The organism is Bdellovibrio bacteriovorus (assembly GCF_001592755.1).
Classification (GTDB): domain Bacteria; phylum Bdellovibrionota; class Bdellovibrionia; order Bdellovibrionales; family Bdellovibrionaceae; genus Bdellovibrio; species Bdellovibrio bacteriovorus_E.
Genome location: NZ_LUKF01000002.1, coordinates 121,435 through 134,938 on the forward strand (window position 1 = coordinate 121,435; position 13,504 = coordinate 134,938).

The 13,504-nt window shown below is 46.1% G+C and carries 12 protein-coding genes; 5 read left to right on the forward strand and 7 right to left on the reverse strand.

All coding sequences use genetic code 11. The features are described 5' to 3' along the window. Nucleotides 1-21: 21 nt before the first annotated feature. The 5 genes from pdxH to AZI85_RS03405 form a co-directional block, all read right to left on the reverse strand. Nucleotides 22-609, reverse strand: a complete 588-nt coding sequence (pdxH, locus tag AZI85_RS03385; protein ID WP_063242758.1) for a pyridoxamine 5'-phosphate oxidase — start codon at nucleotides 607-609, stop codon at nucleotides 22-24. Then, nucleotides 609-1,304, reverse strand: a complete 696-nt coding sequence (locus AZI85_RS03390) for an FKBP-type peptidyl-prolyl cis-trans isomerase (RefSeq protein WP_041873119.1) — start codon at nucleotides 1,302-1,304, stop codon at nucleotides 609-611. The genes pdxH and AZI85_RS03390 overlap by 1 nt, the downstream gene beginning before the upstream one ends. A 102-nt stretch (nucleotides 1,305-1,406) precedes the next feature. Then, nucleotides 1,407-2,552 carry a tRNA 2-selenouridine(34) synthase MnmH gene (gene mnmH, locus AZI85_RS03395; protein ID WP_063242759.1) on the reverse strand — a complete coding sequence of 382 codons (1,146 nt, stop codon included), beginning with the start codon at nucleotides 2,550-2,552 and terminating at the stop codon, nucleotides 1,407-1,409. Then, a complete protein-coding gene (gene selD / locus AZI85_RS03400) occupies nucleotides 2,545-3,594 on the reverse strand; it encodes a selenide, water dikinase SelD (protein WP_063242760.1) in 1,050 nt (349 codons plus the stop codon). Before selD ends, mnmH begins: the two co-directional genes overlap by 8 nt. Continuing rightward, the gene (locus AZI85_RS03405) at nucleotides 3,591-3,821 is read right to left on the reverse strand and encodes a twin-arginine translocase TatA/TatE family subunit (RefSeq protein ID WP_063242761.1); all 231 of its coding nucleotides are present in this window, start codon (nucleotides 3,819-3,821) and stop codon (nucleotides 3,591-3,593) included. The genes selD and AZI85_RS03405 overlap by 4 nt, the downstream gene beginning before the upstream one ends. 89 nt (nucleotides 3,822-3,910) lie before the next feature. Between AZI85_RS03405 and AZI85_RS03410 the strand changes: the two genes are divergently transcribed. The 5 genes from AZI85_RS03410 to AZI85_RS03430 all read left to right on the forward strand — a co-directional run bounded on the left by AZI85_RS03410 (nucleotide 3,911) and on the right by AZI85_RS03430 (nucleotide 8,891). Further along, nucleotides 3,911-4,321 carry a hypothetical protein gene (locus tag AZI85_RS03410; RefSeq protein ID WP_063242762.1) on the forward strand — a complete coding sequence of 137 codons (411 nt, stop codon included), beginning with the start codon at nucleotides 3,911-3,913 and terminating at the stop codon, nucleotides 4,319-4,321. A gap of 55 nt (nucleotides 4,322-4,376) precedes the next feature. Next, a complete protein-coding gene (locus AZI85_RS03415; protein ID WP_063242763.1) occupies nucleotides 4,377-6,494 on the forward strand; it encodes an LTA synthase family protein in 2,118 nt (705 codons plus the stop codon). Further along, nucleotides 6,475-7,161, forward strand: coding sequence for a response regulator transcription factor (locus AZI85_RS03420; RefSeq protein WP_063204513.1), 687 nt, complete (start codon nucleotides 6,475-6,477; stop codon nucleotides 7,159-7,161). Before AZI85_RS03415 ends, AZI85_RS03420 begins: the two co-directional genes overlap by 20 nt. Beyond that, nucleotides 7,139-8,596 carry a sensor histidine kinase gene (locus AZI85_RS03425; RefSeq protein WP_063242764.1) on the forward strand — a complete coding sequence of 486 codons (1,458 nt, stop codon included), beginning with the start codon at nucleotides 7,139-7,141 and terminating at the stop codon, nucleotides 8,594-8,596. The genes AZI85_RS03420 and AZI85_RS03425 overlap by 23 nt, the downstream gene beginning before the upstream one ends. A gap of 85 nt (nucleotides 8,597-8,681) precedes the next feature. Next, a complete protein-coding gene (locus AZI85_RS03430) occupies nucleotides 8,682-8,891 on the forward strand; it encodes a hypothetical protein (protein ID WP_063204515.1) in 210 nt (69 codons plus the stop codon). 67 nt (nucleotides 8,892-8,958) lie between these two features. Here the strand turns inward: AZI85_RS03430 and AZI85_RS03435 are convergent, their stop codons facing one another. Both AZI85_RS03435 and AZI85_RS03440 read right to left on the reverse strand, forming a co-directional pair. Further along, entirely contained in the window at nucleotides 8,959-9,507 is a 549-nt protein-coding gene (locus AZI85_RS03435; protein ID WP_063242765.1) for an NADPH-dependent FMN reductase, read from the reverse strand. Nucleotides 9,508-9,608: 101 nt separating this feature from the next. Next, on the reverse strand, nucleotides 9,609-13,304 hold the full coding sequence (locus AZI85_RS03440) for an ABC transporter transmembrane domain-containing protein (protein ID WP_063242766.1): 3,696 nt from the start codon (nucleotides 13,302-13,304) through the stop codon (nucleotides 9,609-9,611). Nucleotides 13,305-13,504 lie beyond the last annotated feature (200 nt).

Consider the following 13,504-nt stretch of genomic DNA (forward strand, 5'->3'; position numbering starts at 1 on the left):
GAAATTAGCGGAGCGGAAGGCTCAAGGACTGCGCTGAAATGTCTTCCAACCGGAATCGGTCTTTTGATAGATAAAGCGCTCGTGAAGGCGTCCACTAAGACCAAACCAGAATTCAATTTCAGTGGGGATGACTCTCCAACCGCCCCAGTGCGGGGGACGTGGAACGACTTGTCCGTCGAATTGCTTTTCGTATTCAGCCACACGACGAGCGAGCCAATCACGGTCTGGAATGACTTCACTTTGATGCGAAGCCCATGCACCGATCTGACTTAAGCGCGCACGAGTTGCGAAGTAAGCATCGCTTTCTTCTGCAGAGATCTTTTCAGCTTTACCTGTGATACGAATTTGATGCCACAAAACGGGCCAGTGGAAATTCAGGCAAACATAGGGATTTGCCTCGATGTCTTTTCCTTTATGGCTCAGGTAGTTGCCATAAAAAACAAAGCCCCCCTTCGACACCTCTTTAAGATAGACGATGCGAACGGAGGGCACACCCTTTTCATCCACTGTGGCAACGGACATAGCATTGGCCTCAGGAACTTGCTTTGCGATCGCCTCTTTCAGGAGGCGATCAAAATGCTGAAAAGGATCAATCGATAAATCGATCATTATTTTTTCTTTTTAGTATCTTGCTTAACGATGTCGATCAACTCAACGTCGAAAACTAGAACTGAATTTGGTGGGATGCCTGGACGACCCGAAGGACCGTAAGCCAATTCAGGTGGGATGAAAAGTTTAGCTTTACCGCCGACTTTCATCAGTTGAAGAGCTTCTGTCCAACCTGGGATCACGCCGCCTACTGGGAATTCAGCAGGTTGACCACGGTCGTAAGAAGAATCGAATTGCTCACCGTTAGTCAAAGTCCCTTTGTAGTGAACTTTTACTACGTCTTCTTTTTTAGGAGAAGCGCCAGTGCCTTCTTTTTCAGTGATGTACTGAAGACCAGAAGCTGTTGTTTTCACGCCCGCTGCTGATTTGTTTTTTTCCAAGAAATCTTTACCTGCTTTAGCATTGCCTTCAGCAGCTTCTTGTTGCTTCTTCATCGCCATTTCTTGAAGTTTCATCATAGCGGCTTGCATGTCTTCTTTAGACATTTCATTTTTACCCGCAGATGCATCTTTCAAAGCTTGCGCCAAAGCGTCAGCATCGAAATCAATGTTTTGTTGTTTCAAGTTACCACCGATTTGTTGACCGATAGCATAGCTCGCTTTTTTCATATCAGTGTCGAGCTTAACTTTCTTTTGGCAAGCAGTTGTAAATGCCATAGCAGCTACAACGAGACCGCCAAGTACTAACTTATTCATGTTGTCTCCTCATAAGGGTTGTTAAAATTGGCAACGGTTTATCTTGCGATGAAATCTTGCCGTTTCAAACAGATAACGCACCCAGAAAAAGGCAAATATCCGCTACTGCGGAAGGCTTTTTAGGAAGGAGACGACCTCGTGACGAGGCCCTTTGAAAAGCACGCGGACCTGTCGCCGCTCTAAGGAGGACAGATAGAGGGGATCATAGTAGTAGCTCAAAAGCTTTTCGATCCATACTTTGTTCGACTGGATATCACCGTGAGCCAGAAACTGAGACTCAGCCGTTTGCAGATCTGCCAAGATCTCCTGGCTTCTTAAACCACCCAGCTTTCTGCGAATTGACAACACGGACTCGCGGTATTTTGCAAAAAGTTTAAGCGCTTGTCCTCGAAGGATCTCTTCTTCTTCAGCGCAGCGAAATTGGGGCGATGAACCTTCACCGATATCGGTGTTAAGAACATAGTCCGTAAAGATATTTTCGACACGGGTTTCGAAAGCTTCTTCCAACCAAAGGACTTCGGAACTTCGCAGGCGTTCAAAGAAAGGCTTCGGCTGACAAATGCGACCGATAAGGCGACTTTCATCTTCCACCAAAGGGCGAATGCTTAAAGGAGTTTTGTCCTCAATCTTTAAACACTCTAAGGCCAAAGCGATTTCAAAATCTATCTGCGTGGGCTGGTGAACAGGTAAAGATCCAAAGGCCGAACCGCGATGGCGCGCCAAAAGTTCCAAATCCATCGTGGGGTAAAACCCACTCACCTCTTTTAAGAGCTCCGTCTTGCCACTCCCCGTGGGACCAGAAACCACTAAGAGTTCACGCTGACTGCAGAACTTATTCAACTGGTCAGAAAAAAACTGCCGTGCTTTCTTGTAACCGCCGGCAATGATCGGAACTGAAATACCCGCTTCGGCAAGCCAGGCTTGAGTGATTTGTGAACGCTTCCCACCGCGAAAACAATAAACAACGCTTCCCGGATGAGTTTGCACGAAGTCTTTCCAGCGTTGAACACGGTCCGCCTTCACGTCTCCAGAAACGATTTTGTATCCGAGGGCGATGGCGGCCTCTTGTCCTTCATGCTTGTAAGTCGTGCCAATAAGGGCGCGCTCTTCATCATTTAAGATAGGAATGTTGACGGCATGGGGCAGATGACCTTGAGCAAACTCCACCGGGGCTCGCACATCAATCAAGGGCGCTCCCGATAAAAATAAGCTTTTATACTGCTCGATAGGAATTCGTTCGTTACTCAAAAATCACCGCTTTATCTTGGCGAGGCAAAACCTCTCCAATGATTTCAGCAGATTTAAACTTCGCTCGCAAGGCCTGGACGGTGTCGCGACTGGTTTCGCGAGAAACACTTAAAAGAAGGCCGCCACTGGTTTGTGGATCGTGGATTAAAAGCTTATGAAGATCGTCGAGTTTTGTCGTGTCGATCAAGGCTTCTGTGTATTGGGCGTTCGAGCGATGGGCTTTGGTTAAAAAGCCTTTTTCTAAGAAATGAAGCGCTTTAGAAAATTTAGGAACCTTATCCAAAGAGATTCTCAAAGTGACCTGACTTGCATTCGCCATTTGCATTGAATGCCCCGAAAGACCGAACCCCGTGATGTCTGTTGCCGCATGCACATAAGGTTTTGTCAGTGGAGTCAAATAGTCGACGGCATTGTTAATGGTCGCCATGCTATGCAAAGCTTCCATGATATCTTCTTCCGAAGATTCGCGGCGCTTTAATGAGGCTGTCAAAGTTCCCGTGCCTAACGGCTTTGTTAGGATCAGATGATCTCCGACTTGCGCTTTGGCGTTGGTCCAAACTTCTTCTGGATGCACAAATCCGGTGACAGAAAGACCAAATTTTAAAGTGTCATCGTCAATCGAATGACCGCCAACGAAGTTTGCACTGGCTTCGGCGATTTTATCGCTAGCCCCTTGCATAACGTCGACAATCACAGATTCAGGAAGAGTTGCTAAAGGGAAAGCCAAGATTCCCATAGCGGTTTTAGGATGTCCGCCCATGGCATAGACGTCGCTAAGAGCATTGGCCGCAGCGATTTCACCAAAAAGTTTCGGCGTATCTACGATGGGAGTGAAAAAATCCAGAGTCTGAACAAGGGCAATCTCGTCTGTGACTTTGTAAATCGCCGCATCGTCAAAAAGTCCGCCATCAACCATCAAGGCCGGATGAGCCGTGGGAAACTTCACGTTATTTAAAATACGACGAAGTTCCGAGGCGGCCACTTTCGCGGCACAACCTCCCTTTTGCACAGTTTGCGTCAGTGCGATTTTTTCAGAACTCATGATTGCTTGTGAGTGTCTTTTTGCTCTTCAGTTTGATTCAGAGGCTTTTCTTTGTTTTGAGAAATTTGCGGATTGGCCTCGCGCTCGTTAGGATCTTCGTTCAAAGCCTTTTTGAAGCCACGGATAGACTCACCCAAAGAACGTCCCAAACCGGGAAGTTTGCTTGGCCCGAACAAAAGAAGTGCGATACCACCGATCAATAAAATCTCAGTCCAACCTAAATTCATAAGGTCTCCTCGTTACAAGGCCCAACCCTACTATAAGGCCTATTGCATGGCAACAAAAGGCCGTGCATTATATTGGGATAGGAGGCAACATGCTAAGTCTCATCCTGACACTCTTTCTCGTGGGTGATGCACATGCTCAAAGTGGCATGAATTCCACGAAATACTTTGAAGCCGAAGAAGAACCTGAAAAATCCAATGAATCGAGAAGTTTTACCGCCAAGGTCAAAGTCGTTCGCGAAGAAAGTGACGGCGTGGACGTTTTCTTTGAGGGAGAAAAAGCCAAGGGAGCTTACTTCCTTTCCCGCTCTGTGGAGCACTATGGCAAAATGATTAAAGATCTCGAAAAAAGTAAAAAGCCCAAAGGCCCAGCCGTTGCCGTAACCGCAGATAAAGATAAAAACATTAAAAAAGTAGAGTTGAAGAAGGTTGAAGCCACTTCCGACTTTAAAATCCCTGACGATCCCAATCAAAAATGGGACTTTGGTAAACCACCAGAATAAGCTTCTGAATCATGTTGCGTAAGCGCCTGGGAAGTGCGATTTTCATGTCCTCAACATGGAAAAATCTCGGGCGCAATGGCTAAAACAATCCTGGCTGTATCTTAAACGCATTCTGATTTTGAATGCGGTCTTTCTTTTTATTGGTTTTCTGTGGCGTGTAGGTTTTTTCTTCGTTTATGGCAACATGAACGAGGTCTCGCAAGTTAAAGGCGATGTTGTTCGCGCTTTTGTCTTAGGTGCGCGCTTCGATAGCACGATCCTCTTTTATGTAAACGCGATTCCCCTGCTGATTCTTTTCTTGGCAAGCCTGCTGGCGTTCACGAGATTTCTTACAAAACCCTTGCACCATCTGTTTTCACACTTCACACGGTTTTTAATTCCGTATTACACGGTCATGCTCTTTATCGTGACTTTCGTTTCAGCGGTGGATTTTGGTTTCTACAGCTTCTATCAAGATCGCATCAATGTTTTGATCTTTGGCTTTATCACTGATGACACCATTGCCTTGATTAAAACTATTTGGCGTAATTACCCGATGGTGTGGATTGCTTTAGGCTTTTTCTTTTTCACTTACTCTTTGTGGAAGGGCCTTAAGATCAACTTCACTCAAGGGCGCGAGTGGATTCCTTTAAAGGTCGAGCGCGTTTCTTATCCCGTCTTCATACTTTTCTTTTTTGTCGTTTTTCTTTTAAACGGTATTGGCGCGCGCGGCTCTTTAGGCCTTTTCCCTTTAAGCGAAATGGACACTGGCATTTCCAAATCCATTTTTGTGAATCACTTAAGCTTCAATGGCACTCGGGCTTTCACCCGCGCCATCGAACTGAAGGCCCAACAGACATCTCAGTGGGACAGCAATCTTCGACACTACGGCTATGGCGAAAACTACCGTCAGGCCTTTGCTGATTTTTACTCTCTGACGCCGGAACAAGTTCCTGAAGATCCCCTGGAATTGATGAAGCGCCGAACACCTCAAAGTGAATGGGCGGAAAAAACAAAGCCGCATGTGTTGCTCTTAACGATGGAGTCGATGGGAGCTTACTGGTTTAAATATGATCAGCCGGAATTTGATCTTTTGGGAAAATTCAAATCCCACATGCAGGAAGACACTTATCTGACGAACTTTCTTTCAAGCACCAATGCCACCATTGGAAGCTTGAGTTGTTTGATGATTGGTTCTGCACAACGACCTATCAGCGAGTTCCTCTCTGAAAGTGATTACTTGCAAGTCCCCTTCCGCACCAGCCCGGCTCGCGTCTTTAAAGAGTCAGGTTACAAAGCTCGTTTCTTATATGGGGGGAACCCTGGCTGGCGAGAAGTGAATAAGTTCGCCGTTGTTCAAGGCTTTGACACCGTTGAAGGTGAATTTGAAATGAGCGAAGTTCTTGGTGGTTTGAAAGACCGTCACGACTGGGGCGTTTATGACGAAGACGTCTTTGAATACGTTTTTAAAACTTTAAGTGAAGCCAAAGAACCGCAGTTCTTGTTGACGATGACAACCACAAATCATCCGCCGTATCAACTGCCGCACGCTTATAAAGTTCCTGACTTGAAAGCCCCTGCAGAGCTGACCTCGCGCTTGATCGGCGACACCTCTTTAGCCGAAAAGCGTTTTAAAACTTATCGCTATTCTTCAGATAAATTGGGAGAATTTTTAACCCGTCTTAAAAATTCTCCTTTGAAAGACAAAGTGATTGTGGCTATCACCGGTGACCACACTTTTTGGATTGTGAATTTTTCTGAACAAGAACTTCTGCAAAAAGGCTCAGTGCCATTTTATCTTTACGTTCCGGCGGCCATTCGCAAAAAACTAGATCCGGAAGCTTTTGGATCCCAAGCTGACATCGCCCCGACACTTTATAACTTAGCACTTTCCGATAAAGAATATTACTCTTTGGGCCGTGATCTTTTCAACAAAGAAGGCGACTTTGCCGTCAATGCTTCAAACCTTATCGTCAATCGCACGGGCGGGGTTTTAGCAGCGGGACACGCGGCAGAGGACCATGCTTTCGATTGGCAAGGTAAGTACGAAAAATTAGTTCCCGGCGAAATGACGGAATCTAAAAAAGCCCTGTCTTTAAAATACAAATCCTTGATGGGTATTTTGGATTTCTATTTTATGAAAGAGAAAAGGGACCAGAAAGGACCGATGCAAAATGCGGATTCTCGTCGTTGAAGATCAAGTCAAAATGGCGAACTTTCTAAAAAAAGGTCTCGCTGAAGTGGGTTACGCGGTCGATCTGGCAGAAAGTGGTTCGGCGGCCGAGTCTTACATGGCTCAAGGTGATTACGATCTAGTGATCTTAGATGTGATGCTTCCGGATCAAAGTGGTATTGATACTGCTCGCCACATTCGTCGCGATGGTTACGAGGGACCGATCCTGATGCTGACGGCTCTTTCAACGACGAAAGACAAAGTGAATGGTTTGGATGCGGGGGCCGACGATTATTTGACGAAGCCTTACTCTTTTGATGAACTTCATGCCCGTGTGCGTGCGCTTCTTCGTCGTAAAGGAAGTGCGACGAATGGAAGTCATTCCAACACTCTGAAATATGCGGACTTAGAGTTGGATTTGATTCAAAGAAAAGCTCGTCGCTCTGGTCAGGAAATTTCTTTAACCACGAAAGAGTTCGCTCTTTTAGAATACTTTATGCGCAACCCGGAACGTCCTTTGGGACGTGTTTCAATTGCGGAGCACGTGTGGGACATCCACTTTGATTCCGAAAGCAACGTGATTGACGTTTACATCAATCTTTTGCGTAAAAAAATTGACGCTCCTTTCGCGAAGCGCTTGATTCACACTGTGGTCGGCACGGGTTATGTTCTTAAAGAAAATCTATAAATTTCTTTCTAGCTTCAGCATTCGTCTGCGCTTGTCGTTGATCTTCGTTCTGATTTTCGGAGCGACAACGATTTTTTTTAATATGTTCCTGTTCAAAATGATGATCGACACCCTTCAACAGGATTTCGACGACGCCCTCTTCAACTATTCCGTCGACGTTTCCGAAGGGATTGAAATTGGCGTCAAGGGCGACCTTAGCTTTCCTCCCCTGCGTCTGGATCACGGTAAAATTCTTCCGTTCCCCTTGGGAACAGCCTTGATTCAAGTGCGCCACAGTTCAGGTGCGGTTTTGGCCCGTGTAGGAAATTTTGGTGAGTTCAATCCGCCTTATAAAAAAGATTTTGAGCGCATCTGGGCTGGTGATGAAGCCACCTACCGTACTATCGAACACATTCGAAATATTCCTTCGGCCGAAGCGGACTCTTACCGTTTGATCTCTTTTCCTTTAGATAACGCTGCAAAACCTCAGTTGCTTTTACAAATTGCTGTTCCCATGACGTTAATGGAAACACAGATCTCACAGCGTCTGACCTTGTTGCAGGTAGGGATTCCATTCGTACTTTTGATTGCAACCCTGGGCGGAATGTTTCTTTCAGCTAGAGCCCTCAATCCTGTGAACAATATCATCAATACCGCAAAAGAGATTAAAGCCAGCGAACTTTCTCAGCGAGTTCCGATCCCTAATGCGAATGATGAAATTCGCAAACTGGCGCTGACTCTGAATGAGATGTTGGGACGTATCCAGCAGGCGTTCTTAAGTCAGGAGCGCTTCGTAGCGGATGCGTCTCATCAGTTGTTAACACCCTTAACGATTATGCGTGGTGAACTGGAGCTTTTGCAAAAATCAGAAAAGCGCGATGTGGACCAATTTATTAAAAGCGCTTTGCAAGAGGTCGACAATCTATCTGGCATCGTGCAAGAGATGCTTCTACTTGCACGCGTCGATGCAGGCACTGGGGCTTTGAACTTTCAAGACTTGGCCTTTGATGAGATGATCTTTGAAGTTCTGCCTCGTTGTGAGAAACTGGCGAACTCTAAAAATATTAAACTCAAACTCAACATCAATAATGAGACGGCAGATGATCGCAAAATGGTTCGCGGAGATAATGATCTTCTTCAGAACCTTGTGATTAATATCATTGAAAATGCGATCAAGTATTCGCCGAACAACGAAGTGGTCACGATGACTCTGAATTGGAAGCAGGATACGACTCAGTTTGTGGTGGAAGATAACGGTCCGGGAATTCCTGAAGATCAATTACCGTATATCTTTGAGCGCTTCTCGCGCGGAGCAAATATGGAGACCCGTGTTAAAGGCTTTGGTCTGGGTTTAGCCATCGCACAAAAAATAGCGATTCTTCATAACGCCAAGTTAAGTGCGCAAAATCATTCGGAACACGGGGCGCGCTTCACTTTTGAAATTAAAAACATTTAATTCCGTTTTAATCAGGGCTTTAACCCTCTTTGCTAGCATGACTCCTGTCCGATTGAAGCTAACTAAAGAACCAATGGAGGTTACTATGAAAATCGCTTCTGTTTTGATGACTGTTGTATTTGCTGGTGTTGTTGCTCAAGCTAACGAACCTGCTAAAACTGAAACTACAACTGCTGCTGCTCCAGCTGCTGCGACTGCACCTGCTGCAGAAACTAAAGCTCCAGCTAAGAAAAAACACGCTAAAAAAGTTGAAGCTAAAGCTGAAACTAAAGAAGCTGCTCCTGCTGGTCACTAATTCCTTTATGGAATTAGCAAGCACATAGCTTTCTAATTAAAAAGGGAACCTCGCGGTTCCCCTTTTTTTATTTCTTTAATTCTTCACACTCTTTCGCAAAACTCTTCCAAAATCCTTGAATCAGCTCTTTGCTCTTTGGATCTATCAAAGTCCCTTTGTCATCGAAAGCCTTTGAGGCATTAAAATAAAATTCAGGCTGCCCCATCGTCGGCATGTTCAAGTAAGCCAGCACTTGGCGCAAGTGATGTTGAGCGCCGAATGTTCCAATATTCCCGATGGACGCCCCCATGACCGCCGCGGGCTTTTTCTCCCACAAATTCTGTCCATAAGGACGAGATCCCCAATCAATGGCGTTTTTTAAAACACCCGGAAAACTGCGATTGTACTCTGGGGTGATAAAAAGAGCGGCGTCAGCCTCTTTGATTTTATTTTTGAATTGCTTGGCCACTTCTGGCGGGTCGTTTTCTAAATCCTGGCTGAAGAAGGGCAAGGTGGCGATATCAAAAGTCTCGATCTGAATATCTGCCGGTGCCATCTCTTTGACGGCTTTAAAGAGTTTTTTATTTAACGAATCTTTGCTGATTCCGCCGACTAATGTAAGTACTTTTGTTGCCATAAAGGCCTCCTTCACAACACTTCATCAGAATCCATCCTGAAATGGCTGCCAAGGACTTCGACAAAAAACAAAGGCGGATTTTTACATCCGCCTTTTCCGTCTTACACCAGACTTTCTTCGATCTCTTCTTTTGAAAACTCAGAAGGGCGTCGTACGGATTTGACCTCGCCTGCGGAAATCTCAACGATCTGATCACAGTCTGAAATCGTCCCCAGACGGTGCGCAATAATCAGCATTGTCACACCCGCGAAGGACTGACGGATGACTTTTTGAAGAATCGCATCCGTTTGTACATCCACACTCGCGGTGGCTTCATCCATCACGATGACACGCGCTTTTGTTAAAAGAGCGCGGGCCAGACAAAGAAGCTGTCTTTGTCCTTGGCTCAGGTTCAAGCCTCCTTCACTGACAGCGGAATGAATTCCCTGCGGCAGCTCTTTGACATGTTCCCACATCGAAGCATGCTTTAAGGCCGTCACCACCTCTTCGTCCGAGTACTCATTATAACGATCCAGGTTGTTACGAATTGTTCCTAAGAACAAAGTAGGATCCTGGGGAATGATCGCTAAATTACGGCGAAGTTTTTCTAGCGGTACTGACGCAATCTCGACACCATCAATTTTGATCCGGCCCTCTTCGGCTTCAATAAAACGGAAAAGAGATTGGAAGAAAGTACTCTTCCCGGAACCAGTGCGCCCGATGATACCGACTCGCGTGCCTGCCTCGACATGGAAAGTGATGCCCTTTAGAACTAGAGGTAAATGAGGTGCATAGCGCACTTTCAAATTTTCTACCGAGATCTCTCCTTTTTCCGGCCAGGAAAGACGAAGAGTTTCCTCCCCTGTCACCAGGATGTCTTTTTCCGCCGGAAGGTTTGAGAAAAACTTCAAGCGCTCAATTGAAGTCATGCGGGATTCTATATCCGCAAAGATACGAACGCCCCAATTCAAGAATCCCCAGAAGGACAACGAATAAAGAGTCACTAGACCCGCCGTCCCGGCTTCCATCACTCCATAGTAGGCGGATAAAGTAACGCCCACCGCCGTCGACATCGAAATCAGTCCGCCGATCAAGGGAATGCGCGATGAGAACCAACGATTGATCATGAAGTGCGAATAAAACATTCTTTGACTGTAGGCGAGCTTGTCATAGAAGTTTCGCATAAACCAAGGTGACTTATTAAAGCCACGAATCACCGTCAAACCTTGCAGAGTTTCCTTAAAGTGAGCGTAACGGGGGGATCTTGCCACGCTATCAAAGCGTTTCACTTCGCGGGCCGGTCGGCGATAATCGCGCTGTAAAACATAGTAAAGCGCCATCACCGGGCCAATAACGAAAATCATCAAAGGCATCAAACCCAAGATCAACACGATAGACACGATCACCTGTAAAGCACAGTGAACGGCGGAATCAAAACTCCACTGCAGATACACGTCCACCGACTCGATGTCGCGAGAAAATCTTTGGATGATTCTTCCTACTGGTGTCGAGTCGAAAAAACGCACTGGAGAATTTAAAACACTGCGAAGCATTTTATCGTGCATGTTTTTACCGGCACGAATTCCGCGCTCAAGCCAGATCAAGTGATTCAATAAAGATCCCACTAGCACCGCAAGACCAATCAATCCGTAAATCCCGACGGCCGACAAAGCGGCCCACTGATTTTGATGGCTGGAATAATAAGAAAGCCAGGCCTTTTGCAAAAGCGGTAAAAGTGTGACACCGATCGCGCCAAATAAAAGCACACTTAAAATAAGTGGCTTCGTATATTTTCCATCGCCGCCCAAGGAACTGATGTAATCCCAGTACACAGATCCCTTGACCGCCCCGACTTCACGCTCTTCATCTTCGGTCACACGGTTTTTCTTTTCGTCCGTTTCTTCCGTCGCGGTGACGACCTCGGTTGAGGTTTCTGCAGTGACGGTGGTTGATCCGTGATCCCCTTGAGTTTTACCGTGCTCTTTATAGAACTCCGCAAAAGGCTGGCAGACTTTAAGAAGTTCTTCAAAACTTCCCAAACCGCGAGCTACACCGTCTTCAAGATAAAGAACTTGATCAAATTTTGGTAAATGTTCTAAGCGATGAGTGGCAACGACGCGAGTGACATCTTTCCACGCACCAAATAATAAACGTTCACAAAGAAGATTTTCGGTATCCGCATCCACCGCAGATAAAGGATCATCCAATAACACGATCTGTGGTTTGCGCAAATAAGCGCGAGCTAAGGCCACACGCTGTTTTTGGCCACCAGACAAATTCACGCCCTTTTCACCAATCTCTGTGCGCAGGCCCCCTGACCATTCCTTCAAATCACGGCTTAAACAGCTATTGTGTAAAGCACGGCGCAATTCTTCTTTGGAAACATCTTCACCAAAGGAAAGATTTTCTAGCAAAGTCGTGTTGATGATGTAAGCCTCTTGCGGCACAAAGGCCATGCGCGGACGCTCATCGTCTAAGACTTTTGAAAATTCAATTTTACCCTTGGTCGGCGCCACTTCTCCTAACAGCGCTGAAAGCAAACTGCTTTTACCTGCGCCGACCGGTCCCACGATGGCCACGGAACTTCCCGCCGGAACCACAAGGTCGATATTTTTTAGAACTTCTTCTTGCGCCCCCGGATAAGTTAAAGACAGCCCTTGAATTTCAAGTCCCATCGGCTGACCTACCAGCGCGTTTTCTTTCGTGGTGATTTCTACTTCTTCTTGTTTTAAAAAGTTAAGAATACGACCCGCTCCTACCACCGCTGTTGTGTAGCGTGAGATCAAGCGCGAAAGATCGCCAAACGGTCCTTCCAAAAGACCGAACAAAGAAATACAGGTAAAAATAATCGCCGCATCTAAGACCTGTCCACGCCAAGCGTGAACGGCTAATGCCACAAAAAGAACCAGCGTCGAGACACCTAAATATCCCAAAGAAGAAATCACTTCCGCGCGCGCCAAGCGGCGACGGCTCAGAAGCTCTTTTTCTCGCACTTCGGTCACTTCTTTAGAAACACTTTTTTCCCACGCGAAATACTTCACCACGCGGATGGCGTTCAAGGCTTGCGTCATCAGCGTCACACGATGATCGCGATGCTTCATCATCTCTTCATCTAAATGGGTGAACTTTTTTGCCACGTAATTTGTCAAAGGCGCCAAAGTGAAGAGCACGGCCAAGGCCGCGAAGGCCGACCAACCGATATAGTAAAAGAGCATCGCGACAACGCCCGTGATCAAGAAAAGTGACGAGACCAAATCGCCCATGATCTGTGGGAAATCAGAAACAGAGTCACTATCCGAACTCATGTGGTTGACAATGTCGCCGACCTGACTTTTTTGTCGGGCACTTTGACTGAGCTTTAAGCTGTGACTGAAGATCTTCTGGTTCAAAATGTTCGTGGTCACCTGGTAACACTGAAGCGTATTATAAAAATAGTGCTGCAGAAAAAGGCCCGACAAAAAGCCACAAAGACCTAAAAGCAGTCCATAGACCAAGGCCTCCAGCAAAGTTTCTTGGGTGACGCCTTTTGAAATCAAACCGACAAAACGATTCACAAAAACCGGCGACAAAAGCGCCAAGATGGAGCTTGCCAAGTACCAGGAATACCCCGGCGCCAAAAATTTTTTAAGAGTGCGAATCAATGAAAATAAAAACGCTTTCGGCGTTGTCCACTGCAGCGGCTCTAGGGAAACCGGCAAGGTTTCCGGGTGAAGATGAGCGGGCAATGGAAGTAAATCGCCCTCATCAATATTTTTCGTCTTCGCTAGCTTCACCAAGGGACTAACCTGGTAAAAGAGCATACGTCTAAAGAAGTTCATGCAAATCCGTATCTGCTCATCAATGAGCAAAATGAAATATTAAATTGTCAGAGAATCAGATCTTTACGTTGGGTTGACGTCGGGATCTTTATTTTTGAATAAGGGAAAGGCACATCATTGAAATGATTTTAGATAGAATCATAGTGACCTCCCCTTAAGTTTTGCGTGAGATAAATCCAGGTTAAACAAACGACCGCGCT